This is a genomic window from Microbacterium oryzae (assembly GCF_030406385.1).
Classification (GTDB): domain Bacteria; phylum Actinomycetota; class Actinomycetes; order Actinomycetales; family Microbacteriaceae; genus Microbacterium; species Microbacterium oryzae_A.
Genome location: NZ_JAUEPM010000007.1, coordinates 57550 through 81466, shown reverse-complemented (window position 1 = coordinate 81466; position 23917 = coordinate 57550). Strand labels below are relative to the sequence as shown.

Sequence of the window (23917 nt, the reverse complement as noted above, 5' to 3'; positions counted from 1 at the left end):
GGAGCGACCGACCCGCGAGACCTCCCCCGAGCGCGAGACCTCGGACAGCAGCGCGGCCCATCCGGGCGACCTCATCGGCATCGCGAAGCCGCGTGCGGTGACGGCGGCCCCACGGCGGAAGTGAGGTCGTGCGGGAGAGGGCCCCGACAACGACGGATGCCCCGGGCCGAGACCCGGGGCATCCGTCGTGCGAGCGTCAGGCGCGGGCGGCCTCGGCGGTCTCACGGGCGGCGACAAGCGCCTGGTCGAGGTCGGCCTTGAGGTCCTCGACGTTCTCGAGGCCGACCGACAGGCGGACGAGGCCCGGCGTCACACCGCTCGTGAGCTGCTGCTCGGGCGTGAGCTGCGAGTGCGTGGTCGAGGCGGGGTGGATGACCAGGGAGCGCACGTCGCCGATGTTCGCGAGGTGGCTGAACAGGCCCAGCGAGTTCACGAACGAGCGCCCGGCGTCCACGCCGCCCTTCAGCTCGAACGACAGCACCGCGCCGACGCCCTTGGGCGCGTAGCGGTTGGCGAGGCCGTACCACGGCGACGTCGGGAGTCCGGCGTAGTTCACCGTCGCGACGTCGGGGTGGTTCTCGAGCCACTCCGCGATCTCCTGCGCGTTCTGCACGTGGCGCTCGATGCGCAGCGACAGCGTCTCGATGCCCTGGATGAGCTGCCACGCGCTCTGCGGGGCGATGGCCGCGCCGAGGTCGCGCAGCAGCTGCACGCGCGCCTTGATGATGAAGGCCAGCTCGTCGCCCACCGCCGCGGTGAAGCTCGCACCGTGGTACGAGGGGTCGGGCTCGGTGAGGCCGGGGAACTTCTCGACGTTCTCCGACCACTTGAACGTGCCGCCGTCGACGATCGCGCCGCCGAGCACCGTGCCGTGCCCGCCGAGGAACTTCGTCGCCGAGTGCACGACGATGTCGGCGCCGTGCTCGAACGGGCGGATGAGGTAGGGAGTCGCGATCGTGTTGTCGACGATGAGCGGCACGCCGGCCTCGTGCGCGATGTCGGCGACCGTCCGGATGTCGAGCACGTTGATCGCGGGGTTGCCGATCGTCTCGGCGAAGAGCAGCTTGGTGTTGGGGCGGATGGCGCGGCGCCATTGCTCGGCGTCGTCCTGGTTCTCGACGAAGGTCACGTCGATGCCGAGGCGGCCCAGCGTGTACTTGAACAGGTTGTACGTGCCGCCGTAGATGGAGCTGGACGACACGATGTGGTCGCCGGCCTGGGCGATGTTCAGCACGGCGAAGGTCTCGGCTGCCTGACCCGACGCGACGAGGAGGGCTCCGGTGCCCCCTTCCAGCGCGGCGATGCGCTGCTCGACGACGTCCTGCGTGGGGTTCTGCAGTCGGGTGTAGATGTTGCCGAACTCGGCCAGCGCGAAGAGGTTCTTCGCGTGGTCGGCGTCCTTGAAGACATACGACGTGGTGTTGTAGATCGGCGTCGCGCGGGCGCCGGTCACCGGGTCGGGCTGCGCGCCGGCATGGATCTGCGTGGTCTCGAAACGCCAGTTCTCGCTCATGGCTCTCTCCTGCTCGAAGTCGATCGGGTATCGCTCGTGGGTGTCCGTCGTCGGACACGACTGCGACAGTACGGAACCCCGTCCGCGCCCTCAACGCGCGCGGACACAGGGCGTCACATGCGCCCCCGGCGGCATACTGGGGGAATGGCGAGAAGACGCGCGGTCGTGACGGGAGCGAGTTCGGGGATCGGTGCGGCGACGGTGCGCGCACTGCGGGCGCGCGGCTGGGAGGTCGTCGGCGTCGCGCGCCGCGCCGAGCGCCTGGCAGCGCTGGCGGCCGAGACCGGCGCCGAGGCCTTCGCCGCCGACCTCACGCAGCAGGCCGACGTCGACGCGCTCGCCGCTCACCTCGCCGCGACCGGGCCCCTCCACGCGCTGGCGCATGTCGCCGGGGGCGCTCGCGGCGCCGACCGGGTCGAGGACGGCGACCCCGACGACTGGACCTGGATGTTCGAGGTCAACGTGCTCGCGACGCAGCGGGTCGTCCAGGCGCTGCTGCCGCAGCTGCGCGCCACGGTCGATGACGAGGGCGGCTACGGCGACCTGCTGTTCGTGACCTCCACCGCGGCGCAGGCCGCCTACCCCGGCGGGTCGGGGTACAACGCCGCGAAGGCGGGGGAGTCGATGATCGTCGGCGCGCTGCGCCTCGAGCTGAACGGCGAGCCGCTCCGCGTCACCGAGATCGCCCCCGGCCTCGTGCAGACGGAGGAGTTCGCGCTCACCCGCCTCGGCGACGCGGAGGCCGCCGCAGCGGTGTACGCCGACGTGCAGGACCCGCTGACCGCCGAAGACGTCGCCGACGTCATCGCCTACGCGCTCACCGCGCCCGGGCACGTCAACCTCGACCTCGTCACGATGCGCCCGGTCGCCCAGTCCGCGCAGCACCTCCTGCACCGCGGGCCGCTGAGCGTACGGGAGCCTGGATGACCATCCCGTGTCTCACTCGGTGCGGCCATCCACCGGTGATTCCCGCCGCGAGTGAGACATGGGAGCCTGGGTGATCATTCCGTGTCTCACTCGGTGCGGCCATCCGCCGGTGATTCCCGCCGCGAGTGAGACATGGTGCCCGGCGCACCACTCCGCACACCAGCACACCGTGAAAGGGCGCACACCGTGACCGACGCATCCGACGAGCGCGAGATCCTCACCTGGGACGGGTTCGGCGCAGCCACGCGCGATCTCGCCCGCGCCATCCTCGACAGCGGGTTCGAGCCGGAGGTCGTCGTCGCGATCGCCCGAGGCGGACTGCTGCCGGCCGGGGCGATCGCCTACGGACTCGGCGCGAAGAACTGCGGCGCGATCAACGTCGAGTTCTACACCGGCATCGGCACGGTGCGGGATGCGCCCGAGGTGCTCCCGCCCGCGCTCGACATGGACTACCTCGCCGGGCGCCGCGTGCTGCTCGTCGACGACGTGGCCGACTCCGGGCGCACGCTGGCGCTCGCCGTGCGGCTGCTCTCGGACAAGGGCGCCGACGTGCGGTCGGTGACCATCTTCACCAAGCCGACCACGGTCATCCAGCCCGACTACGCCTGGAAGGACACCGACCTCTGGATCGACTTCCCGTGGTCGGCCCGCGGTACGGTGCGCCAGGAGGACCTCGGCCTGGCGCCGAGCGCGTGATCGGCCAGATGCCGGGGCGCTCCCTTCCCGAGCTCGCCGAGGCGGGGCTCATCGACCGCGGCTGGGCCGAGGCGCTGGCGCCGGTCGCGGGCGACATCGCCGCGCTCGGCGACCGACTGCGCGCGGAGACGGCGGCGGGACGCTCGTACCTGCCGGCGGGCGACCACGTGCTGCGCGCGTTCCAACGGCCGCTCGCCGACGTCCGCGTGCTCATCGTCGGACAGGATCCCTATCCCACCCCGGGCCATCCGATCGGCCTGTCGTTCGCGGTCGAGCGCCACGTGCGGCCGGTTCCGCGCAGCCTGCAGAACATCTACCGCGAGCTGGAGGGCGACCTCGGCATCCCGCCAGCGCCGCACGGCGACCTGTCGGCGTGGAGCGATCAGGGCGTCATGCTCCTCAACCGCGTGCTCACGGTGCGGCCGGGAGAGCCGGCCTCGCACCGCGGCTGGGGCTGGGAGAAGGTGACCGAGACAGCCATCCGCGCGCTCGCGGCGCGCGACCGGCCGCTCGTGGCCATCCTGTGGGGTCGCGATGCGGCGAATCTCACGTCGCTCCTCGGCGACGTGCCGTCCGTGCAGTCGCCTCACCCCTCGCCGCTGTCGGCGAGCCGCGGATTCTTCGGGTCGCGGCCGTTCTCTCGGGCCAACGCGCTCCTCGCCGAGCAAGGGGCGGAGCCCGTCGACTGGACGGTGCCCGCGTAGGCTGGACGCATGCGCGCGGAGGAATATCAGCGGCGTCGGCGGCTGCCGCGACACCTGCAGCGTCGGCCCGAGCCGGAACGGCCGTTCTCGTATGAGATCCGGCCCGCGCAGCAGGGCGACATCGAGGACATCCGCGAGATCTACAACCACTACGTGACGAACTCCGTGGTCACGTTCGACGAGCGGAAGTGGACGCATCGACAGTGGAAGGACAAGTTCCTCCACCTGCAGAAGCTTGATCTGCCATTCCTCGTGGCGGTGGCGCCGACGGGCCAGGTGCTCGGCTACGCGCTCGTCTCGCCGTGGTCGGGAAAGTCGTCGTTCCGCTACACCGTCGAGAACTCGATCTACCTCGGCCAGGCCGCGACCGGCAAAGGCCTCGGGACCGCGCTGCTGGCCGCCCTGATCGCGGCGTGCGAGGAGAAGGGGCTGCGCGAGATCGTCGCGGTCATCAGCGACTCCGGAGCCGAGGGATCGCTCGCCCTGCATCGGCGCTTCGGGTTCGAGGAGGTCGGGCGGATGGGCCGGGTCGGCTTCAAATTCGGACGCTGGCTCGGGACGGTGTACCTGCAGAAGTCGCTCACGCCGCCGCGTCGCCCCGGCCGCCTCGCGCGTCTGCTCCGCGGCGGAGACTGAGCACGCGTCAGACGCCCTCGATGGTGGGGACCGCGGCGAGCAGCTTCCGCGTGTACTCCTCGCGGGGCGCGTGCAGCACCTGCTGCGTGGGGCCCTGCTCGACGATGCGGCCGTCCTTCATGACGACGACCACGTCGCACAGGCTCTGCACGACGCCGATGTCGTGCGAGACGAGCACGAGGGTCATCCGCTCGCGCGCGCGGAGCTCGGCCAGCAGCGCGAGGATCTGCGCGCGCACGGTGACGTCGAGCGCCGACAGCGGCTCATCCCCGACGAGGGTCTCCGGGCCGTGGACGATCGCGCGGGCGAGGGCGATGCGCTGACGCTGGCCGCCGGAGAACTCCTGCGGATAGCGGTTCGCCATGTCGGGCTCGAGCCCCACGTCGGCGAGCACCTCGCGCACGCGAGCGCGACGGTCACCCGCGACCCCCAGCGCCCACAGCGGCTCGCCCACGATGCGGCCCACGGTCATCCGCGGATCGAGCGAGGCGTACGGGTCCTGGAAGACGATGCCGGTCGCGGCGCGCAGCCAGTGCAGCGACCGCGCGCGCGCTCGGGCGCCGATCGCGCGGCCGGCGTACTCGACGGCGCCCGCCGTGGGGACGTCGAGGCCCAGCAGCAGGCGGACGAGCGTGGACTTCCCGGAGCCCGACTCGCCGATGATCCCCACCGCGTCGCCGCGGCGGATCTCGAGGTCGGTGGGGTGCAGGGCGACGGTCTCGCGCGGCCGCTCGAACAGCGTGCGGCGCGAGTGCCGGTAGCGGCGCTCGACTGCGCGCGCCTGCATCGCGATGTCGCTCATGCGCCCCCCTCCATCTTCCCGCCGGGATCCGCGCCCGGGCGCCACAGCGTCGCGGTCGCATCACGCAGGAGACCCTGCGTCACGGGGTGCGACGGGTGCGACAGGAGGCGGGCCACCGGGGCCTCCTCGACGACGCGGCCGTGCTCGAGGACCACGCCGTGCGTGGCGACCTGCGACAGCACGGCGAGGTCGTGCGTGATGAACACCAGCGACATGCCGGCGTCCTCGACGAGGGAGAGGAGGAGCCGCAGGATCTCGGCCTGGATGGTCACATCCAGCGCGGTCGTCGGCTCGTCGGCGATGAGCAGGTGCGGACGGCACGCCAGCGCCATGGCGAGCGCCACGCGCTGCCGCTGCCCGCCGGAGAGCTGGTGCGGGTAGCGGGCGACGATCGACTCCGGGTCCGGCAGCGCCACGCGCCGGGCCTCGGCCACGGCGATCTCCGCGGCATCCCGCCGGGAGACGTCGCGATGGATGCGCACGGCCTCCGAGATCTGCCGGCCCACGGTGCGGATCGGATTGAGGGCGGTCTGCGGCTCCTGGAAGACCATGCCGATCTCGTCGCCGCGCAGGCGGGCGAGCTCCCGGTCCGGCACCCCGAGGATCTCCGCCCCCTGCCAGCGGATGCTCCCCGTTGCGACGGCGCCGGCGGGGAGAAGACCGAGGATGGCCAGGGCCGTGAGCGATTTCCCCGAGCCGGACTCGCCGATGATCCCGACACGGGCGCCCTCGGGCACCGTGAACGACACGTCGTCGACGACGCGACGGCCGGCGATCTCGATCGTGAGCCCGGAGACCTCGAGCGTCATGCGACCACCGCCGGCTGCGGTGCGTGCGGCTCCGCCTCGTCCCGGCGGAGCGTCGGGTCCGACGCCTCGCGCAGCGCGTCGCCGAGGAGGTTCAGCGCGAGCACGGTGACGGTGATCGCGAGCCCCGGCCACAGCACCGAGAGCGGATGCAGGGAGATGTAGGCCTGCGTCTCGCCGAGGAGGAGACCCCAGCTCGGCTGGGTCACGGGAGCGCCGAAGCCGAGGAACGACAGGCCCGCCTCCGCGAGCACGGCCGCCGCCATCGACCACGACAGCTGCACGATGAACACCGGCAGGACATTCGGCAGGAGGTGCCGGGTGAGGGTCTGCACGGTGGTCAGCCCCGAGGCGCGCGCGGCGAGCACGAAGTCGCTGCGCTGCACGCGGCGCAGCTCGACGCGGGCCACGCGGGCGATGTTGACGCCGAATCCGATGCCGACCGACCACACGACGATCCAGAGCGACCCGCCCCACACCGCCGAGAGCATCATGGCGATGAGCAGCACGGGGAACGCGATGAGGATGTCCACGAGCACGGCGACGACCTCGCGGACCGGGCGCGCGGTGAGCGCCCCGAGCGCGGCGAGGAGCACGCCGATGACGGTGGCGACGATGCCCGAGCCGACAGCGACGAGCACGGTCGTCCGGGCGCCGATCATCAGGAGACTGAGGATGTCGCGGCCGGTGCTGTCCCCGCCGAGAAGGTGCGGCCATCCGGGAGCCGCCCAGCGGGCGGCGATGTCCACCGTCTTCGGGTCGAACGGCGTCCAGAACAGCGACACGACCGCGACCGCGACGATCGCGGCGACCGCGAGCATGCCGAAGCGGCCCGTGGCGGAGCGCCAGATGCGGGCGAGGACGGCGGCCGGGGTCATGCGCTCTCCCGCTGTCGGGGGTCGATGAGGCGGTGCACGATGTCCACGACGAAGCCGATGACGAGCACGAAGCCCGTCAGCACGAGCAGGTCGCCCTGCACCTTCACCAGGTCGCGGTTGCCGACGTCGTCGACGAGCATGCGTCCGATGCCCGGCAGGTTGAAGACCTGCTCGATGACGACGGCGCCCACGACGATGCCGGCGATCTGCAGCCCGAGCACGGTGATGATCGACAGCCCCACAGAAGGCAGTCCGTGGCGGAGGAGCGCCTGCGTGCGGGTGAGCCCCTTCGCCGCGGCGGTGCGGACGTGGTCCTCGCCGGTCGCCAGCAGCGTGGCGCTGCGCACGAAGCGCAGGAGGAGCGCTCCCTCGACGACGCCGATCGTGAGCGCGGGGAGCGCCAGCGACTGCAGCGCGGCGCCGGGGTCGGCCCATCCGCCGCGGGGGAACCCCTGCGCGGGGAACCACCGCAGCGCGATCGCGAAGACGACGACGAGCATCATGCCGGCCCAGACCACCGGCACCGCCGCGAGCAGCTGGGCGACGACGCCGATCGCGGTGCCGTCGGCACGACCGCGGCGGATGGCCGAGAGCACGCCGAGCGGGACGGCGATCGCGAGCGCGATGAGGAGGGAGAGGACGCCGAGCGGCACCGTCACCTGCGCCTTGGCGGCGAGCTCGCTCGCGACCGACCGGCCGCTGAGGAGCGAGGTGCCGAGGTCGCCGCGGAGCACGCCGCCGATCCACTCGAGGTACTGCGCGAGGGCGGGCCGGTCGAGACCCAGGCTCTCGCGGATGGCCGCCACCTGCGCCGGGCTCCCCTCCGTGCCCGCGACGAGCTGCGCGACGTCGCCGGGCAGCACGCGCAGCGTCGCGAAGACGAGCGCGCTGGCCACGATGAGGCCGAGCGCCAGCAGCGTGAGCCGCGTGAGGACGTAGCGGAGCACCGGCGGGGGCGGTCAGCCGGCCAGCGTCACGGACGCGAGGTCGAGGCGGGAGTTGATGGAGTCGACGGGGAACCCGGAGACCCCCGGGCCCACGGCGACCAGGGTCTCGGCGGTGTACAGCCAGTCGGCCGCGTCGTCCTCGGAGACGAGGCGCGCGGCCTGCGCGAGCAGCTCCGCGGACTCGTCGGCGTCCACCGTCGAGACGGCCTGCGCGTAGAGGTCCTGCACCTCGGCGTTGTCGTAGTGGAAGTAGTAGTCCGGGTCGGCCCACGCGCCGAAGTCCCGCGGCTCGACGTGGTTGACGACGCTCAGCTGGTAGTCGCCGTTGGTGTAGACGTCCTGCAGCCATGTGGAGAACTCGACCGGATCGACCGTGAGCTCGACGCCGATGTCGTTGAACGCCGAGACGAGGAAGGTCGGGATGGTCGTCCCGTAGAACGACGGGATGGTCAGCTCGAGCTGGAGGTCCTCCTGGCCGGCCTCGGTCAGCAGCTCCCGTGCGCGGGCGAGGTCGTAGGGAGCGACGTCGGACAGGTCCTCGTAGCCGGGGTCGAGCTCGGGGATCGGCCCGTACTGCAGCGCGGCCGACCCGATGGCCTCCACGAGCGCTTCGTGGTCGATGGCGCGGCGGAGCGCTTCGCGTACGCGTGGGTCGTCGAACGGCGCCTCGGCGTTGTTGAACGCCAGGACGTACTTGTCGGTGGTCTTGCCCTTCGTGAGCGAGAAGCCGTTCGCGCCGTCGAGCTGCGGCGCCAGCTGCGGGTCGACGGCCGTGAGCACGTCGAGCGAGCCGTCGAGGGCCGCGTTCACACCGGCGGTGAAGTCGGGGATGTAGCTTGCGACGACCTCGGCGACGCCGGCGGCCTCGCCCCAGTAGTCGTCGTTGCGGGCGAGGACGATGCTCTCGCCCTGGTTCCACTCCTCGAGGGTGAAGGGGCCGGTGCCGTTGGCCGCCGACTGCAGGTCGGTCTCGTCGCCCTCGTCGAGGACGAGCCCGGCGGGGCCGGTGAGGGTGAACAGCAGGTTCTGGTTCGGCTCCGACAGCTCCACCACGACCGTGGTGTCGTCGGGCGCCGACACCGACGCGACACCCGCCAGGTCGCCGTGTCCGACGACGCTCTCGTCGGAGACGACCTCCTCGAGGGAGGCGACCGCGTCCTGCGCCGTGAGCTCGGCGCCGCTGTGGAACGTCACGCCCTCAGCGAGGGCGAACGTGTAGATGAGGCCGTCGTCCGACACCTCCCACTCCGTTGCGAGCGCCGGCACGATCTCGTTCTCCGCCGTGCGGGTGACGAGGCCCTCGTAGACGTTGTCGACGAGGATCTGCTCGAGCGCGGCTCCCGAGGTGTGGCGGATGTCGAGGTTGGTCGGCTCGAGGACGAGGCCGACGCGCAGGCTCGCGTCGGGGTTCGGCTCGCTCGCCGGCGCACCGTCGCCGCCCTGTCCGCCGCACCCGGCGAGGATGAGGGTCGGGATCGCGAGCGCGGACACGGCCGTCACGCGCAGGGAGAGGCGGTTCATGCTGTCGGCTTTCCTTCCGAGGCGGCGCCGGCCGAGCCGGCCAGGCGCGCGATGAGGGATGCGAGGTCGGTGAAGGCGACCTCCTGCACGTTGTGGGGAGCGTCGAACTCGACGACGGCCGCGCCCGTCCGCTCGGCGAGGTCCGCTGCGTCGCGCTCGGAGACGAAGCCCGACGTCGCGCGGACGAGGGTGATGGGCGCCGCGACGTCGGCGAGGTCCGACCAGCCGTCCTCGGGTGAGCCGGCGGGGAATGGCGCGTCCTCCGAGATGAGGCGCGCGTAATGGTGGCGCCACTCGACACGGCCATCCGCGCGCACACGGGAGTTGAGGAAGACGCCGCGCCGGGCCTGCTCGCGCGATCCGCCGAGACCGAAGGCCAGCGCGCGGGCGAGCAGCTCGTCGCGGTCGGCGAAGACCGTCTGCTCGTAGAAGCGGCGGAGGATCGCCGGGCCGCCGCTGGCATCGATCCCGGGCGTGATGTCGACCACGATGAGCTGCGCGACGAGGTCGGGCCGGCGGGCGGCGACGACAGCGGCGGTGAGTCCGCCGAGCGAGTGGCCGACGAGCACGACGGGGGCGCCTGCCCAGGTCTCGATCGCACGCACGACGTCGTCGGCGAGCACCCGGGGGCGGTAGTCGGCGTCGTCGCGCCAGGAGGAGTCGCCGTGGCCCGCGAGGTCGACCGCGAGGACGGGGAGCCCGAGGGCGATCACGGTGGTGTCCCACGTGTGCGCGTTGAGGCCGGCGCCGTGCAGGAGGACCACGCGGGGCCGGCCCTCGCCGTACGCGAGCGCGCCGAGCGCGCGGCCGTCGGGCAGGGGGAGATGCACGCGCCGAGCGGCGGGCACGGGGCGCTGCTGCGCCGTCGCCTGCTCGGGCAGGAACGCGAACTCGTCGAAGTCGTCCGCGGGGGAGGTGTCTTGCGCGGGGGCGATGCTCACGTGGCTCCTCGAAGGGGACGTCGGGCGGCCGCGCCGACCCCTCCATTGTGGCGACGTCGGGCGCCTCGCGGGAAATCCGAGATCAGACTGCCAAGAAACAGGCGGCTAGAAGCGAGCGATGTGCCTAATCAGTGCCCGTTGCGCTGTGCAGTCTGGATTCCACCCCTCCCGCCACCGGCGCCGCTAGGGTCGAGGCATGAGCGAGCAGCGCGTGCACCTGTCCAAGTCGGCGATCGAGGCGTACCGGGCGCTGGAGACGTTCTCGCAGACGGTGGGCCGCATCGCAGCGGACTACGGCATCGACGACCGGCTCAAGGAGCTCGTCATGCTGCACTGCTCCGAGCTCAACCACTGCGCCTACTGCCTGCGCATCCACACCGACCGCGCGCTCGCCGCAGGGCTCACCGCCGACGAGATCACGCAGATCTCCGCCTGGCGCGATTCGGGGGTGTTCACCGACCGCGAGCGCGCGGCTCTCGAGCTCGCCGAGGCGCACACCTTCATCCACCGAGAGGGCATCTCCGACGAGCTGTACGAGCGGGTCGGCGGCGTGCTCACGGAGAAGGAGTACGTCGGCGTCAGCTGGCTGAGCGTGTCGATCAACGCCTTCAACCGCATCACCATCGCGGGCCGCTACCCGGTGCCGCCGCGGAAGCCCGCTGCCTGATGCTGAGGTAAGGCAACCCTTTGCCGGGTGTAGACTGGGTGCGTCATGGAGAGCACCGAGATCACCCCGCAGCACGGCGACCGCGTCTGCCGCGCCTCGCGTCACACGCGGGTGCAGCACCTCATCACGGCCGACGAGCACTCGCTCGTCGATCTCGAGACGCTCATCGCGACGCTGCCGATCTGCTCGACCGGCCGCATCTTCATCGAGGTGCCCGACGCCTCCTGGATCGGCGCGGTGACCGCGCCCGCGCGCATGATCGTCACCTGGCTCGACCGCTCTCGTCGCAGCGGCGCCCCCGGCACGGGTCGCGCGTGTGCTCCCGGTCAGGCGCTCTGCCGCGCGGTCACCGCGTGGGCCGACGAGATGATGTGCGTCGGCGGCGATGCCACCCGCGTCGAGCTGCTGGGCGGCTTCCTCGGGACCGCCGACATCGTCGAGCACCTGACCGGCGTCCTCGGGACCCCGGCCGAGGCCATCCACGTGCCCGACGCGTTCGCCAGCCTCATCCGCTGACGTAGCCGCCCGCCTCGAGGCCCGCCTCGATCTCGAACCGGTTCCGCAGCGGATCGCGCCCCGCCAGCAGGTAGAGCAGCGGCATGAGGAATCCGTAGCGCCGCCACTGCTGCTTGTGCTCGGCCTCGTGCTGCAGCAGCCGGGTCGACACCGCCCGGTCGCCGGTAAGGAAGCAGCCGCCGACGCAGACCCCGCCGCGCGGGAATGCCCACGATGGCAGGCCGCGGAAGACGAGGAGACCCTCGCGGCGCTCCACCCGACCGCGGCTCCAGAGGGCGCCCCACAGCCATCCGATCGTCGTGCCCCAGCCGTAGCCGACCGCGCTCACGGGCGAATCGAGCAGCCATGCCGGGATCCGCGCGTCGAGCTGGCGCCCGCGCTCGACGCGCAGGTCGGCGATCTCGCGCCAGTGCCGAGGAGCGGGGGCGGCGGGGAAGGAGATGCGCATGCCGCCATCCTTCCGCAGATCGCGGGCGGATGGCGGCATGCGGCGGACGGTCAGCGGAAGCGGGTGCGGAGCGGGACGCCCGCGACGTCGATCTCGACGAGCGCCTCGGGCTCGATCGCGAAGGCCGACCGCGGCGCGCCCGTCATGACGACGTCGCCCGGCCCGAGCTCGACCCAGTGCGTCACGTAGGCGAGGCACTCCGCCGCGGATGCCGCCAGCTCGTGGGAGCCGGTGCGCACGCGCTCCACGCCGTCGATGCGGACCGACAGGTCCACGCGGGCGAGATCGAACTCGGTCTCGATCCACGGACCGAGGGGCGTGTAGCCGCGCCCGCCCTTCACCTCGAAGTTCTTCGGGTCCTCGCGGTCGGGGCTGGAGACGTCGTTCACCGCCGTCACGCCGAGCACGTACTCGGCGGCATTCCGGGCGGTGAGTCCCGCCGTGCCGCGGCCGATCACGAGGGCGACCTCGCCTTCCACGACGACGCGACCGGCGTCGCGTCGAGCGATGACGTCGACGCCGCTCGCGACGATCGTCCGGGGGCTCTTCAGCCACCCGCTGATGCCGCCGCCCGGCGCCGCCGGCTGCCCGATGCCGACGACGACGGCGGGCTCGGTCGGTGCGAGGAGCTGAGCATCCGCGACCGGGTCGCCGATCGCCGAGGGCGCCGAGCCGTCCGCGAACGCCGCGAAGGGGTCGGCGACCGGCTGCCATCCGCCTTCGACGGGCGTCGCGAACCGGGGTCCGGCCGCGGTGGCGATGCGCGCGAGCCTCATCGGCCGTCTGCCACGACGACCGACACGAGCCCCGTGTCCTTCTCGTTCGTCGACAGCCGCAGTGCGTCCTCGGTGCGAAGGAGGTCGCGGCTGCGGGTCTCGGGGATGAGGAAGGTCGAAGCGGTCGTGATCGCGGCCAGCGTCGCGAGGTAGAGACCCATGACGACCCAGTTGCCGTCCGTGAGGGTGAGCAGCCAGGTGCCGAGGACGCCGGCGAGGCCGCCCGCGAGCACCGCGGAGAGCTCGCGCGCCATCGCGACACCCAGGTAGCGGTGGCGGTTGCCGAACATCTCCGGCAGCAGCGCGCACTGCGGGCCGAGCATGGAGTTGACGGCGACGCCGATGCCGATGGCGATCACGGCCACGGTGAGGGCGGGGTTCCCCAGGGAGAGCATCCACCAGGCGGGGAAGGCGAACAGGAGCATGAACACGGCGCCGAAGCGGTAGACGGGCCGTCGGCCCACCCGGTCGGAAATCGCGCCGGTCAGCGGCACGGAGAAGATGCCGATGAGCGAGCCGATGGTCACACCCCACGTGGCGATGCCCCTGTCCACGGGGTTCGCGATGAAGGTGCCGGCGACGAAGGCGAGCGACACGTTCTGGAAGATGTACGACCCGCCGTTCTCGGCCATCCGGAGCCCGATGCCCGCGATGACGCCGGGCATGCCGCTCGTGAAGATCTCGCGGAACGGATGCGTCGCGACCTGCTCGTGCTTCTCCAGCTCGATGAAGGTCGGCGTCTCGCGCAGACGCAGGCGGATGAAGAGGGCGATGAGGATGAGGAGGAACGAGGAGAGGAACGGCAGTCGCCATCCCCAGGCGAGGAAGGCGTCCTCGGGCATCAGCGAGAGCGCGGAGAAGACGACCGCCGCGAGGAGCGTGCCGGCCTGGATGCCGATGAACGGCAGCGCGGAGAAGAAGCCGCGCTGCCGGACGGGCGCGTACTCGGCCATGAGGACCGTCGCGCCTGCCTGCTCGGCGCCGGCGCCGAAGCCCTGCAGCAGGCGCATGACGACGAGCAGAACCGCCGCCCATGCGCCCACGACGTCGTACGTGGGGAGCAGTCCGATCGCAGTGGAGGCGCCGCCCATCAGCAGGATCGTCACGACGAGCACCCACTTGCGCCCGAGACGGTCGCCGATGGTGCCGAAGAAGAAGCCGCCGAACGGCCGCGCGACGAAGCCCACGCCGTAGACCGCGAACGCGCCGATGAGGCCGATGGCGGGATCGTCCGGGTTGAAGAAGAGACGGTTGAAGACGAGCGCCGTCATCAGGCCGTAGAGGGCGAAGTCGAAGTACTCCAGCGCGCTGCCGACGCTGGAGGCCAGCGTCGCGCGCCGCAGGTTCGCCGCGTACTCCGGGTCGTCGTGGACGCTCGTCGGGTTCGTGACTGTGCTCACGTCATCTCCTTCGATGATGCGCTCGCCGGATCGCGAGCCGGAGCCACCGTACCACGCTCGGAACGGTGTGCAACAGGTTGGACGCTGCGCTCAGGCTCGCGCGGCGAGCGGGTTCGTCAGCAGCGCCGCCGCGCGACGCAGGGCGTCGCCGACCTCGCGCACCCGGTCGGGGGAGGCGGTGGCCGATGGCAGGGCAGCGCCCATCGCCAGCGGAGGATCGCTCGGGTTCCAGGGTGCGAGCGGCACCGCGACCCCGGTGAGACCGACGAAGGAGCTGTTCTCGTCCACGGCGTATCCGCGGTCGCGGGCGGCCTCGAGCACGGCCGTCAGGTCTGCCAGCGCGGTGACGCTGTGCGCGGTGACGGGGGTGAAGGCCTCCGGCGGGAGCAGCTCGGCGATCTGGCAGTCGTCGAGGCCCATGAGCAGCGCGCGTCCGGTCGCGCTCTGCGCGGCGGGGAGTCGCGATCCGAGCGGCGTGCCGAGTCGGTGCGGCGTGCGGCCCTCATGGCGCGCGAGATAGAGGGCCTCCGCGCCGTCGAGCATGGCGATCTGCACGACCTCGCCGCGGAGCACCTCGGAGGCAGCGCACACCGCGAAGAACTCGCGCACCTGATTGAACTGCAGGGCGAACGCGCCGCCCAGCTCGGCCGTGCGCCGGCCCAGCCGGTACCCCCGTGCCTCGCGCTCGATCATCGCGCCCTCCTCCAGCGCGGCGCAGAGGTTGGCCGCGGAGGACTTCGCGATGCCGACCGTTCTCGCCAGCTCGCTGAGGGTCATCGGGGCGCCGCCTGAGTCGGCCAGTGCAGTGAGAACCCGCAGCGCCCGGGTGACGGCGGGGGCCGGGTCGCGATCGGGGGTGTCGGGCATGGTGCTCCTTCTCGCGGTCGCAGCCGCTCAGTAGAACTCGACGGTGTCGACGACGTTGCGCAGCGGCTCGCCGTCGAGGAATCGGCGGAGGTTGTCGACGAACAGCCGCACGATCCGCGCGTCCTCCTGCGTGGACAGCGCGGCCGTGTGCGGGCTCACGAGCACGCGCGGGTGGTCCCAGAGCGGGCTCCCATCCGGAAGCGGCTCCACCTCGAACACGTCGAGGGCGGCGAACGCGACGCGCCCGTCGTCGAGCGCGGACAGGAGCGCCTTCTCGTCGATCACGGTGCCGCGGCCGACGTTGGTGACGATCACTCCCGGCTTCACCGTGCGCAGGAGCTCTTCGCTCACGAGGTGCTCGGTCTGCTCCGTGCCGGGGAGGGTCACGACGATGGCGTCGACGTGCGCGACCGCCTCGGCGAGCTCGTCGAGGGAGATCAGGCGATCGACGCCCTCGACCGGTCGGCCGGAGCGGCTGGTGCCCCAGACGGTCGCGCCGAAGGCGGCGAAGCGGGTGGCGACGGCCTTCCCGATGCCACCGAGGCCGATCACGAGCACCGTCATCTCGTCGAGGTGGCGCATCGTCCAGCGGTCGTCCCAGGTGTGGCCGCGCTGCGCCTGCTGCAGGCGCGGCAGCTCCTTGGCGCCGGCGAGCACCCCGAAGACGGCGAACTCCGCGAGCGTGGAGCCGTGCACGCCGGCGCTCGTCGTGAACGTGACGCGGTCGAGCTCCTCGCGCGTGAGGTCGGCCGCCTTCACCTGCGCACCGCCGCCGGCTGCCATCACCTGCACCCAGCGCAGGCGCGGATTCGCGCGCACGGTGCGCGCGAGGGCGCCGGCATCGGTGTCGGGGATGGAGAAGAGGATGTCCGCGGAGTCGACGAGCGCGTCGAAGGCCGCCTGCTCGTCGTCTGAGCGAGCGTGGGCGGGGTCCCCGCCCCAGTCCGCCGGCCAGCGCATCGGGCGGGGGAGGGCGTGATCTCGGATGACCTCCACCCGCGGCTCCTGACGCTCGATCTCGCGACAGAGCTCCTCGGACAGGTCGGTGGCGATGACGACGCGCGGGCGCGCGGTCTGTTCGGTCATGACGATCCTCCTCGATGCGATGCGGGTCCAGCATACGCGGCGGACAACTCCTCGAACGCTGTTCCACATCCTGTCCATGCGCACTAGGCTCCCGGCATGACCGCTGCTCCTCCTTCCGCCATCCGCATCGGCGTCATCGGCCTCGGCGCGATGGGACTGCCGATGGCCGAGAACCTGCTGGGTGCGCACGGGGCTCTCGCCATCACCGGGCGCACGCGCCGCTACGACGCGCTCGAGGCGCGCGGGGCCACGTGGTGCGAGACGCCCCGCGCCCTCGCCGCTCGATCGGATGTCGTCCTGGCGATGCTGCCGGACCTCCCCGAGCTCGAGGCGGTCCTCGCCGGCGAGGAGGGACTCGTCGCCGGCCTCGACCATCCGCTCCTCCTGCTCATCGGATCGACGTCGTCGGCGACCGGCGTGCGCGCGCTCGCCGCAGACCTCGACGCGCAGACGGGCGGGCTGCTGCGCGTCGTCGACTGCCCCGTGTCGGGAGGGGAGGACGGCGCCGTCGCCGGGACTCTGTCCATCATGATGGGCGGCGACGAGGCGGACACCGCCGTCGCCGCCCGCGCGCTCGCGCCGTGCGGCACGCCGGTGCGGCTCGGGCCGCTGGGCGCCGGCGAGGTCGCGAAGTCCTGCAATCAGCTCGTCGTGTCGGCGACGATGCTCGCGCTCGCCGAGGCCACCGTGCTCGCCGAGCGCAGCGGCATCGATCCGGCCGAGCTCTGGGAGCTCCTCGGCGGCGGGTACGCAGGGTCGAACCTGCTGCACAGCCGTCGGGACAAGCTCGTGGAACGCGACTACCGGCCATCCGGCGTCGCGAAGTACATGGTGAAGGACCTGCGGTTCGCGGACGACGTCGCGGCGGCGACCCAGACGCGCCCGGTGCTGCTGCCGGCGCTGCGGGCGGCGTTCGATGAGCTCGTCCAGCGCGGGATGGGCGACGACGATCTGACCGTCGCGCGGAAGCTCGTCGAAGACCGCTGAGGGTCAGCGCGCGAGCGCGCCGACCACCCGCAGGATGGCCCCCATGTCGTCCACCGCCGCGGCGGGCGACGGCGGCGCGAACCCCGCGATCGAGGCGCCCGCGAGGGGGAGCTCCGCGCGCAGCGCCGCGATGCCCGCGACGACCTCGGCGGGCTCGAGCCCGAAGGGAGCGGGCGCCGTCACGCCCGACATGTGCGCGGGGTCGAGCACGTCGAGATCGACGTGCACGTAGATCCGCTTCGCGCCCGTCGCGGCGACCGCCTCGACGAGCGCGGCGGGAGAGAAGTCCGCGCAGGGGAGATGGTGGATGCCGCTCGCCGCGATGAACGCCGCCTCCTCGTCCTCGAGGAGGCGCGCGCCGACGAGCACCACGCGCTCAGGAGCGACACCGCCGCGCGGCAGGGCGAGGATCGGCTCGCCGTCGCCGAGCACGCTGCGCAGCGCCATGCCCGAGTAGGCGCCCGAGGGAGACGTGGACGGATCGTGGAGGTCGGCGTGCGCGTCGAACCACACCACGGCGAGGTCGTCGCCGGCGACCTGGCCGATCGCGGGGACCGCGACGCCGCAGTCGCCGCCCACCACGACGGTGGTGTCGGCGCCCGCGTTCTCCTCGAGAGCCGCCGCGACGGCCTCGCGCACGCGCTGCAGCGCGCTCGCGCGCAGCACGCCAGTGCCCTGCGCGTCGCCGGCTTCCAGAGGCACGGGCACCTCGGTGCAGGCGGAGCGGGGGAGGTCGCCGGCGATCGCCTCGGCGCCGTCGATGTGCGCCATCGCGCGGGAGGAGGGCGATCCCTGCCACTGCGGGACGACGAGGAAGCGTGCCATCCCTCCATCCTGCCCGCGCCCGACGCCCCGCGCGAGCCCGCTGCCGCGCCCAGTCGAGAGCCGAGCCGGCTCGGACACGGCGATGCCGCCCGCCCGAGGGCGGACGGCATCGACGGCTGAGGGGTCAGGCGCCGAGCTGGCCCTGCGGCTGGCCGCCCGACTTCAGCGCGGCGAGGCGCGCCTCGACCTCGGTGAGCTCGCCGACGTCCTCGAGCGACTCGAACTGCGCGTCGAGGCTCGACGCGGCGATCTCGGCCTTGCCGGCGGCGAGAGCCTCCTGGCGGCGCACCTTGTCCTCGAAGCGACCCAGCTCGCTGGTGGGGTCGAGCACGTCGATCGACTTGACCGCGTCGTGCACCTTGTTCTGCGCCTCGGCGGTCTTGGCGCGCGCGAGCAGCTCGGCGCGCTTGCCCTTGAGCTGCTCGAGCTTGACCTTCATGCCGTTCAGCCCGTCCTTGAGCTTGTTCACGACCTCGGTCTGCTGCTGGAGGGCCGGCTCGACGGCCTTGATCTCGTTCTCCGTCGACACCTGGCGCTGCAGGGCGACCTTGGCGAGGCTGTCGAACTTGTCCGCGTCGGCGGTGTTGCCCGTCGCGCGCAGCTCGTCGGCCTTGCGGCTCGCCGCGAGAGCCTTGTTGCCCCACTCGGCCGCGGTCTGGCGGTCCTCGGCGGTGTCGCGCTCCAGCAGGCGCAGGTTGCCGATCGTCTCGGCGATGGCCGCCTCGGCGTCGGCGATGTTGTTCGTGTAGTCGCGGACCAGCTGGTCCAGCATCTTCTGCGGGTCCTCGGCCTGGTCGATGAGCGAGTTGACGTTGGCCCTGATGAGGGTCGAGATGCGTCCGAAGATCGACTGCTTGGTCATCGGTGTTCCCTTTCGGTTGTGGTCTGGTTCGTCGCGTGAAGAGTGTCGTGGGGCGTCAGAATCGGCCACCTCCCCGGCGCCCGGAGCGCCCGCCGCCGCCGAAGCTGCGGCCGCCGGAGCGTCCGGACCGGCCGCCGAACGAGCCCCCGCGTCCGGAGCGAGCCGAGCCGCCCCAGCCGCCGCCCATGCCGCCGCCGAGCATGCCACCGAGCCCGCCGCCGCCCCAGCCCGAGGTGGAGCGCCGGCCGCCACCGCCGAGCGAGCTGCCGATGAGACCGCCGATCAGGCCGCCCACGATGTCGCCGCCGATGCCCCCGCGCATCCCGCCGCCGCCGAGCATGCCGCCACCGCCGGTGAAGACGCTCACGTCGTTCTGCATGAGCGAGATGGCGTCGCCGGCGAGCCGCAGCGCGGACTGCGCGTGGGCGAGGGATGCGGCGGGGTCCGCCTGCTGCAGGCCCTCGGCGCGGCTGAGCTCCGCGCCCGCCTGCGCGAGCCGGGTGCGTGCGTCGGCCCCCACGCCGCCGCGACGGGCGGAGAGGTACTGCTCCGCCGTCGAGACCTGGCTGCGAGCCTGGATGAGGGTCTGCGCGAGCATCTGCTCGGCGCGGCGTCCGCGCTGGGCCGCATCGCGACCGCCGGCGAGCGCGCGGTCGATCTCGTCGTCGGCCTTCTGCAGGGCCTCGAGCATCGCCAGGGGCCGGCGAGCGGAGCCGGAGAGGTTCTGCCGTGCGGTCTGCACCTGCTGCTCGGTGCGGGCGACGGCAGCGGCCATCTGGCCGTCTTCGTCGGGCAGCTGCCGCGCGGCCGCCACGTCGCCCTCGAGCTCGAGGATGAGGTCCGTCGCCTGGCGCTCGCCCTCGCCGAGCGCGGCGCCGAGCTCGTCGACGGCGGTGCCGAGCTGGCGCGCCTGAGCGATCGCCTGCTCGGCGTCGCGGATGGCCACCGCCGCCTCGCCGCCCTGGCCCGCGCCGATCGCGATCTGCGCGGAGGCGAGCTGCTCGTCGGCGAAGGTCAGCCGGGCCTGCGCCTGCTCCGGGTTGTCGGACACCGTGGCAAGCGCCTCGGGCGCGTAGCGGGCGCTGAGATCGCCGAGCGAGCGCTGCGCCTCGGCGACCACGCCATTCGCCTGTGCGCGCTTCTCCTGCGCGTGCGCGAGCGCCTCCGGGGCGTTCTGATCGAGCTGCCGCAGCTGCGCGAACGCCTGCGCCTTGTCGGCGAGGGAGCGCTCGGCCTGCTCGCACAGCGAGACGATCTCGGCGTTCCACGCGCGGACGTCGGCAGGGGCGTCCTCCTCGGCGTCGTCGAGCTGCTGCTTGCGCTCGAACGCGCGCGAGACCGACGCCTTCGCGGCGGCCAGCGCCTCGCGGAACTCCGCGGTCGCCTCGTCGCCGAACTGCGCTATCGCGAACCCGAGCTCCTGCTCGCTGGACTTCACCGCGTCGTCGGCGGAGATGAGGGCCGAGGCCGCGCGGCGCTGCAGCTCGTCGAGGGGGATCTCCGGCTCCACGGGCGGCGCGCCCGCCGCCTGGGCGGGGCTGCGCTTGCGGGAGACGAGGACGAAGACGATGACGATGCCGGCGACCACGACGAGGCCGATGATCCACGGCCATCCGCTGCTGCCGCCCGCCGAGCGCGACTCGAGGCCGTCCGCCGCCACGTCGACGGCGCCTGCCCAGTCGCCCTGGCCGAGCACGTCGAAGAGGTCCTGCTCGATGGCGTCGAGGCGCTGGTCGCTGACGGGTCCGTCTGTCGGAGCCGAGATGTAGAGCTGGCGGCCCTCGGTGGCGATCGCGAGGAGGTACTGCGTGCTGCCGAGGCCGTTCCGCTCGGCAGTCGTGTCGGCCCAGGTGACGGCGTCGGCCGGATTCTCGAAGTCGTCGACGTACACGACCCACAGGCCGAGGTCGCTGTCGGCGGTCAGGGCGGCGAGGCGCTCCTGGGCCGCCTGCTCCTCGGCGGAGGTGAGGACGTCGGACCCGTCGTAGACGTACGAGTCGCCGAGCGAGACGGGATCCTCCGCGAACGCGGCCGACGCGGTTCCGCCGAGGAACAGCGTCAGGCCGGCGCCGAGCGCCACGGTCCATCTCGCCCGCATGGCGACATCCCCTCCGCGGGCGGCCACGAGCCCGCGTTCCGATCCTATGCACGTCGCGGCATGCGATGGAAGGCGCGCGTTTTCGCTGGGAGCGGATGGCGGTGCGCCGTCAGATCGTGCGCCGAGCGTGGTGGGATGGATGGCTGGAGGACGCTATGGACGACAGGTACGGCACGGATGTGCTCGCGGCCGGATGGCGCGACAAGGGGAAGAAGACCTCGAAGCCCGTTCCGGCGGAGCTGGATCTCGTCGTGGAGGTGGCCGGCGACGGCTACTGCGGCGCCATCACGCGCGTGGAGAACGGCAGCGTCGAGCTCGAGGACTGGAAGGGCCGCAAGCGCGTCTTCCCTCTGGGCGCCGGCTTCCTCATCGAGGGCGAGCCTGTCGCGCTCGTCGTCCCGTCGGCCGCGCCGCAGGGCCGCCGTCGCACCGCCTCCGGCTCCTTCGTCGTCGAGGACCAGCGCGCCCGAGTCGCGCTGCCGAGCCGCATCCTCGTCGAGGGCAAGCACGACGCCGAGCTCGTGGAGAAGGTGTGGGGCGCCGACCTGCGCGTCGAGGGCGTCGCGGTGGAGTTCCTGCAGGGCGTCGACCTCCTGCACGAGCTCCTCGAGGAGGAGCCGCCGTCGCGGAAGCGCCGCTACGGCGTGCTCGTCGACCACCTCGTGCCGGGGTCGAAGGAGTCTCGCATCGCCGAGCAGATCGCCCGCGGACGCCACGGCGCCCACGTGAAGATCGTCGGCCATCCGTTCGTCGACGTGTGGCAGTGCGTGAAGCCGCAGACCGTCGGCATCCCGCGGTGGCCGGTCGTGCCCCGCGGCATCGACTGGAAGACCGGCATCTGCCGGGGGCTCGGCTGGCCGTCGGAGACCAAGGAGGATCTGGGTCTCGCGTGGCAGCGGATCCTCTCGCGAGTCACGACCTACCGCGACCTCGAGCCGGAGCTGCTGGGCCGCGTGGAGGAGCTCATCGACTTCGTGACGGAGCCAGCCGGGCCCTGAGCGCGGGGCAGGAGGGCGCCGGACCGTACGCTGGAGGCATGCCCGAACCCCGCACGTTCCGCGACCATCCCGTCTCGTTCGTCCGCCGCAGCGGGCGGATGTCGGAGGGGCAGGAGCGCGCCTGGGCCGAGCTCTCGCCGACCTACTTCTTCGACGTCCCGCGCGCGGTCGCCTCGACCTCCGTGCACCCCGACGCGCGCTTCGTGCCCGCCGAGGAGTTCGGCCGCGACGGGCGCTTCGTCGTCGAGATCGGCTCCGGTCAGGGCCACGCGATCGTCCATGCGGCCTCGACGCACCCCGACACCGACTTCCTCGCCGTCGAGGTGTTCCGCGCAGGCCTTGCCCGCACCATGCTCGACGCGGATGCCGCCGGCGTCCGGAACCTCCGCCTCGTCGAGGCCAATGCCCCCGAGGTGCTCGACGTGCTGCTGCCCGAGGCCGCGGCCGACGAGGTGTGGATCTTCTTCTCCGACCCCTGGCACAAGAAGAAGCACACCAAGCGCCGCATGATCCGTCCGGGCTTCGGCGCGACGGCCGGCCGCGCCCTCCGCGACGGCGGTCTCCTCCGCCTCGCCACCGACTGGGAGGACTACGCGCTGCAGATGCGCGAGGTCCTCGACGCCGCGCCGGAGTTCGAGCGCGCGTTCGACGGCGACTGGGCCGAGCGCTTCGACGGCCGCATCATGACCGCGTTCGAGCGCAAGGGCATCGAGAAGGGCCGCGACATCCGCGACCTCGTCTACCGCCGCGTCGCGAGGGGCTGAGCGGATGGCGGGGGCCCGGCGGGCGCGGATGGCCGGGGGAGCGGGCGCATCCGATGTGCCGCTGCGCGCGCTGCCGCTTCTCGCCGCGCTCATCGTGTGCCTCGCCGCGCCGGCGTTCTTCGTGCTCCTCACGCCGTGGCTCGGCTGGCTGCTGCTGACCGCAGGTCTCGCCGTCGCGATCGTCTCCGACCGGAGGGATGGCGTCACCCCATGGCGGCTGAACGATCCGCCATCCGGCCGGCCCCGGCCATCCCTCGCCCGTGACCTGTCGCTCGTGGCTGCGGGGATGCTCATCGTCAGCTCGATCCCGCTGGCGGCCGAGCTCGACGACGCCGCGATGGTGCGGTTCACGGTCGCGCTGGGCGGCGCGGTCGTGGTGCCGTATGCGGTGTCGCGGTTCGTCTACCGGGACCGCGCGACCGGCTTCCCATGGCGCGGCGGCGGGCGCTGGAGCCGGCTGCAATGGGGATGGCTCGCGGCCGTGCTCGCGCTGGCGTGGCTGATCCTGCCGTTCTACTTCATCACGTCGGGGGTGTACCGCAACTGGCCGGTCGTGGACACCGGCGACCTCATCGCGCGGCTGTTCGTCGGCGTCGGCGCGGTGGGCATCTGGGACGAGCTGTTCTTCATCTGCACGGTGTTCGCGCTGCTGCTGCGGCACTTCCCCGTCGCGGCGGCGAACGTGCTGCAGGCGATCGTGTTCGTGTCGTTCCTGTGGGAGCTCGGATACCGGGCGTGGGGACCGGCGCTGACCATCCCGTTCGCGCTGCTGCAGGGGTGGATCTTCCTCCGCACGCGCTCCCTCGCCTACGTCGTGACCGTGCACCTGCTGTTCGACGCCGTGGTGTTCCTGGTGATCGTCCACGCGCACAATCCGGGGGCCATCCCGTTCTTCCTCGTGTGACGGCCCGGGCTGTGGAGCGGGCGGCGGCGCGCGGGCTGCGGCGGCGCGCGCCCGCGCCGCGGGTGACTCTGCGCCGGCGCTCCCAGACCGCATGCTCCACGCGCGGTTCGGGAGGGCGAGTGCTGGGTGGGAGCATCCGTGCAGTCTCGAGCTGCTGTCCGCGAGCATCCGCCCGAGTCGCGAGTGCCACGGAGGTCCGGGAGCGTCGACGCGGCCGACGCGCATCGGTGCCATGCGCGAGCGGCGGTGCGGTCTCAGCCGCCGCGCTGGACGCGAGCCTGCGCCGCCGCTCCGAGACCGCGTGCCCCACGTGCGACCTCGGAGCGAGGGCGCAGGGTGCGAGCGCCC

Annotated in this window: 25 protein-coding genes; 10 read left to right on the top strand and 15 right to left on the bottom strand. The window is 72.5% G+C overall.

Going from position 1 to position 23917, the window contains the following annotated elements; translation table 11 throughout:
- Positions 1 to 196: 196 nt before the first annotated feature.
- Positions 197 to 1513 carry a bifunctional o-acetylhomoserine/o-acetylserine sulfhydrylase gene (locus QWJ90_RS11355; protein ID WP_290107951.1) on the bottom strand — a complete coding sequence of 439 codons (1317 nt, stop codon included), beginning with the start codon at positions 1511 to 1513 and terminating at the stop codon, positions 197 to 199.
- A gap of 144 nt (positions 1514 to 1657) precedes the next feature.
- On the opposite strand from QWJ90_RS11355, the gene QWJ90_RS11350 reads away from it, so the two are divergent.
- The 4 genes from QWJ90_RS11350 (at position 1658) to QWJ90_RS11335 (ending at position 4476) form a co-directional block, all read left to right on the top strand.
- A complete protein-coding gene (locus QWJ90_RS11350; RefSeq protein ID WP_290107950.1) occupies positions 1658 to 2440 on the top strand; it encodes an SDR family oxidoreductase in 783 nt (260 codons plus the stop codon).
- 186 nt (positions 2441 to 2626) lie between these two features.
- Complete coding sequence (locus QWJ90_RS11345) at positions 2627 to 3136, top strand: phosphoribosyltransferase (protein ID WP_290107949.1); 510 nt, start codon at positions 2627 to 2629, stop codon at positions 3134 to 3136.
- 8 nt (positions 3137 to 3144) lie between these two features.
- Entirely contained in the window at positions 3145 to 3840 is a 696-nt protein-coding gene (locus QWJ90_RS11340) for a uracil-DNA glycosylase (RefSeq protein ID WP_290107948.1), read from the top strand.
- Between the two features lie 9 nt (positions 3841 to 3849).
- Entirely contained in the window at positions 3850 to 4476 is a 627-nt protein-coding gene (locus tag QWJ90_RS11335) for a GNAT family N-acetyltransferase (RefSeq protein WP_290107947.1), read from the top strand.
- A gap of 7 nt (positions 4477 to 4483) precedes the next feature.
- Here the strand turns inward: QWJ90_RS11335 and QWJ90_RS11330 are convergent, their stop codons facing one another.
- Genes QWJ90_RS11330 through QWJ90_RS11305 form a run of 6 tightly spaced genes read right to left on the bottom strand, consistent with a single transcriptional unit; the run spans position 4484 to position 10371 of the window.
- Entirely contained in the window at positions 4484 to 5278 is a 795-nt protein-coding gene (locus QWJ90_RS11330) for an ATP-binding cassette domain-containing protein (protein WP_290107946.1), read from the bottom strand.
- On the bottom strand, positions 5275 to 6087 hold the full coding sequence (locus tag QWJ90_RS11325) for an ABC transporter ATP-binding protein (protein ID WP_290107945.1): 813 nt from the start codon (positions 6085 to 6087) through the stop codon (positions 5275 to 5277). Before QWJ90_RS11325 ends, QWJ90_RS11330 begins: the two co-directional genes overlap by 4 nt.
- A complete protein-coding gene (locus QWJ90_RS11320; protein WP_290107944.1) occupies positions 6084 to 6962 on the bottom strand; it encodes an ABC transporter permease in 879 nt (292 codons plus the stop codon). Before QWJ90_RS11320 ends, QWJ90_RS11325 begins: the two co-directional genes overlap by 4 nt.
- Positions 6959 to 7909 (bottom strand): ABC transporter permease, encoded by a 951-nt coding sequence (locus QWJ90_RS11315; protein ID WP_290107943.1) that lies wholly within the window; start codon positions 7907 to 7909, stop codon positions 6959 to 6961. Before QWJ90_RS11315 ends, QWJ90_RS11320 begins: the two co-directional genes overlap by 4 nt.
- 12 nt (positions 7910 to 7921) lie before the next feature.
- Positions 7922 to 9430, bottom strand: coding sequence for an ABC transporter substrate-binding protein (locus QWJ90_RS11310; protein WP_290107942.1), 1509 nt, complete (start codon positions 9428 to 9430; stop codon positions 7922 to 7924).
- Positions 9427 to 10371 carry an alpha/beta fold hydrolase gene (locus QWJ90_RS11305; protein ID WP_290107941.1) on the bottom strand — a complete coding sequence of 315 codons (945 nt, stop codon included), beginning with the start codon at positions 10369 to 10371 and terminating at the stop codon, positions 9427 to 9429. Before QWJ90_RS11305 ends, QWJ90_RS11310 begins: the two co-directional genes overlap by 4 nt.
- 196 nt (positions 10372 to 10567) lie before the next feature.
- Here QWJ90_RS11305 and QWJ90_RS11300 point away from each other — a divergent pair, with 196 nt between their 5' ends.
- Entirely contained in the window at positions 10568 to 11038 is a 471-nt protein-coding gene (locus QWJ90_RS11300) for a carboxymuconolactone decarboxylase family protein (RefSeq protein WP_290107940.1), read from the top strand.
- Positions 11039 to 11083: 45 nt separating this feature from the next.
- A complete protein-coding gene (locus QWJ90_RS11295) occupies positions 11084 to 11554 on the top strand; it encodes an SIP domain-containing protein (RefSeq protein ID WP_290107939.1) in 471 nt (156 codons plus the stop codon).
- Here QWJ90_RS11295 and QWJ90_RS11290 read toward each other — a convergent pair.
- From QWJ90_RS11290 to QWJ90_RS11270, 5 genes are all read right to left on the bottom strand, one after another.
- Positions 11544 to 12002, bottom strand: coding sequence for a Fe-S oxidoreductase (locus QWJ90_RS11290; RefSeq protein WP_290107938.1), 459 nt, complete (start codon positions 12000 to 12002; stop codon positions 11544 to 11546). The genes QWJ90_RS11295 and QWJ90_RS11290 overlap by 11 nt on opposite strands.
- Before the next feature lie 50 nt (positions 12003 to 12052).
- The gene (locus QWJ90_RS11285) at positions 12053 to 12778 is read right to left on the bottom strand and encodes a fumarylacetoacetate hydrolase family protein (protein WP_290107937.1); all 726 of its coding nucleotides are present in this window, start codon (positions 12776 to 12778) and stop codon (positions 12053 to 12055) included.
- On the bottom strand, positions 12775 to 14178 hold the full coding sequence (locus QWJ90_RS11280; RefSeq protein WP_290107936.1) for an MFS transporter: 1404 nt from the start codon (positions 14176 to 14178) through the stop codon (positions 12775 to 12777). The genes QWJ90_RS11285 and QWJ90_RS11280 overlap by 4 nt, the downstream gene beginning before the upstream one ends.
- Positions 14179 to 14268: 90 nt before the next feature.
- Entirely contained in the window at positions 14269 to 15045 is a 777-nt protein-coding gene (locus tag QWJ90_RS11275; RefSeq protein WP_290107935.1) for an IclR family transcriptional regulator, read from the bottom strand.
- 27 nt (positions 15046 to 15072) lie between these two features.
- Entirely contained in the window at positions 15073 to 16131 is a 1059-nt protein-coding gene (locus tag QWJ90_RS11270) for a D-2-hydroxyacid dehydrogenase (protein ID WP_290107934.1), read from the bottom strand.
- Between the two features lie 96 nt (positions 16132 to 16227).
- Here QWJ90_RS11270 and QWJ90_RS11265 point away from each other — a divergent pair, with 96 nt between their 5' ends.
- Positions 16228 to 17118, top strand: a complete 891-nt coding sequence (locus QWJ90_RS11265) for an NAD(P)-dependent oxidoreductase (RefSeq protein ID WP_290107933.1) — start codon at positions 16228 to 16230, stop codon at positions 17116 to 17118.
- Between the two features lie 3 nt (positions 17119 to 17121).
- Here QWJ90_RS11265 and QWJ90_RS11260 read toward each other — a convergent pair whose 3' ends face one another.
- The 3 genes from QWJ90_RS11260 to QWJ90_RS11250 all read right to left on the bottom strand — a co-directional run bounded on the left by QWJ90_RS11260 (position 17122) and on the right by QWJ90_RS11250 (position 20903).
- A complete protein-coding gene (locus QWJ90_RS11260) occupies positions 17122 to 17943 on the bottom strand; it encodes an arginase family protein (RefSeq protein WP_290107931.1) in 822 nt (273 codons plus the stop codon).
- A gap of 124 nt (positions 17944 to 18067) precedes the next feature.
- The gene (locus QWJ90_RS11255; protein ID WP_290107930.1) at positions 18068 to 18805 is read right to left on the bottom strand and encodes a PspA/IM30 family protein; all 738 of its coding nucleotides are present in this window, start codon (positions 18803 to 18805) and stop codon (positions 18068 to 18070) included.
- Between the two features lie 55 nt (positions 18806 to 18860).
- A complete protein-coding gene (locus tag QWJ90_RS11250) occupies positions 18861 to 20903 on the bottom strand; it encodes a TPM domain-containing protein (protein WP_290107929.1) in 2043 nt (680 codons plus the stop codon).
- A gap of 155 nt (positions 20904 to 21058) precedes the next feature.
- On the opposite strand from QWJ90_RS11250, the gene QWJ90_RS11245 reads away from it, so the two are divergent.
- The 3 genes from QWJ90_RS11245 to QWJ90_RS11235 are packed head-to-tail and all read left to right on the top strand — an operon-like array spanning position 21059 to position 23569.
- On the top strand, positions 21059 to 21901 hold the full coding sequence (locus tag QWJ90_RS11245) for a DUF3097 domain-containing protein (protein ID WP_290108072.1): 843 nt from the start codon (positions 21059 to 21061) through the stop codon (positions 21899 to 21901).
- Positions 21902 to 21939: 38 nt separating this feature from the next.
- On the top strand, positions 21940 to 22665 hold the full coding sequence (gene trmB / locus QWJ90_RS11240) for a tRNA (guanosine(46)-N7)-methyltransferase TrmB (protein ID WP_290107927.1): 726 nt from the start codon (positions 21940 to 21942) through the stop codon (positions 22663 to 22665).
- 28 nt (positions 22666 to 22693) lie between these two features.
- On the top strand, positions 22694 to 23569 hold the full coding sequence (locus QWJ90_RS11235; RefSeq protein WP_290108071.1) for a CPBP family intramembrane glutamic endopeptidase: 876 nt from the start codon (positions 22694 to 22696) through the stop codon (positions 23567 to 23569).
- Positions 23570 to 23917 lie beyond the last annotated feature (348 nt).

Coding starts and splice junctions, on each gene's coding strand:
- trmB (WP_290107927.1), top strand. CDS start 21,940: ATGCCCGAACCCCGCACGTTCCGCGACCATCCCGTCTCGTTCGTCCGC.
- QWJ90_RS11260 (WP_290107931.1), bottom strand. CDS start 17,943: ATGGCACGCTTCCTCGTCGTCCCGCAGTGGCAGGGATCGCCCTCCTCC.
- QWJ90_RS11285 (WP_290107937.1), bottom strand. CDS start 12,778: ATGAGGCTCGCGCGCATCGCCACCGCGGCCGGACCCCGGTTCGCGACG.
- QWJ90_RS11325 (WP_290107945.1), bottom strand. CDS start 6,087: ATGACGCTCGAGGTCTCCGGGCTCACGATCGAGATCGCCGGCCGTCGC.
- QWJ90_RS11235 (WP_290108071.1), top strand. CDS start 22,694: ATGGCCGGGGGAGCGGGCGCATCCGATGTGCCGCTGCGCGCGCTGCCG.
- QWJ90_RS11255 (WP_290107930.1), bottom strand. CDS start 18,805: ATGACCAAGCAGTCGATCTTCGGACGCATCTCGACCCTCATCAGGGCC.
- QWJ90_RS11335 (WP_290107947.1), top strand. CDS start 3,850: ATGCGCGCGGAGGAATATCAGCGGCGTCGGCGGCTGCCGCGACACCTG.
- QWJ90_RS11295 (WP_290107939.1), top strand. CDS start 11,084: ATGGAGAGCACCGAGATCACCCCGCAGCACGGCGACCGCGTCTGCCGC.
- QWJ90_RS11340 (WP_290107948.1), top strand. CDS start 3,145: ATGCCGGGGCGCTCCCTTCCCGAGCTCGCCGAGGCGGGGCTCATCGAC.
- QWJ90_RS11290 (WP_290107938.1), bottom strand. CDS start 12,002: ATGCGCATCTCCTTCCCCGCCGCCCCCGCTCCTCGGCACTGGCGCGAG.
- QWJ90_RS11300 (WP_290107940.1), top strand. CDS start 10,568: ATGAGCGAGCAGCGCGTGCACCTGTCCAAGTCGGCGATCGAGGCGTAC.
- QWJ90_RS11270 (WP_290107934.1), bottom strand. CDS start 16,131: ATGACCGAACAGACCGCGCGCCCGCGCGTCGTCATCGCCACCGACCTG.
- QWJ90_RS11245 (WP_290108072.1), top strand. CDS start 21,059: ATGGACGACAGGTACGGCACGGATGTGCTCGCGGCCGGATGGCGCGAC.
- QWJ90_RS11275 (WP_290107935.1), bottom strand. CDS start 15,045: ATGCCCGACACCCCCGATCGCGACCCGGCCCCCGCCGTCACCCGGGCG.
- QWJ90_RS11350 (WP_290107950.1), top strand. CDS start 1,658: ATGGCGAGAAGACGCGCGGTCGTGACGGGAGCGAGTTCGGGGATCGGT.
- QWJ90_RS11330 (WP_290107946.1), bottom strand. CDS start 5,278: ATGAGCGACATCGCGATGCAGGCGCGCGCAGTCGAGCGCCGCTACCGG.
- QWJ90_RS11250 (WP_290107929.1), bottom strand. CDS start 20,903: ATGCGGGCGAGATGGACCGTGGCGCTCGGCGCCGGCCTGACGCTGTTC.
- QWJ90_RS11355 (WP_290107951.1), bottom strand. CDS start 1,513: ATGAGCGAGAACTGGCGTTTCGAGACCACGCAGATCCATGCCGGCGCG.
- QWJ90_RS11265 (WP_290107933.1), top strand. CDS start 16,228: ATGACCGCTGCTCCTCCTTCCGCCATCCGCATCGGCGTCATCGGCCTC.
- QWJ90_RS11320 (WP_290107944.1), bottom strand. CDS start 6,962: ATGACCCCGGCCGCCGTCCTCGCCCGCATCTGGCGCTCCGCCACGGGC.
- QWJ90_RS11310 (WP_290107942.1), bottom strand. CDS start 9,430: ATGAACCGCCTCTCCCTGCGCGTGACGGCCGTGTCCGCGCTCGCGATC.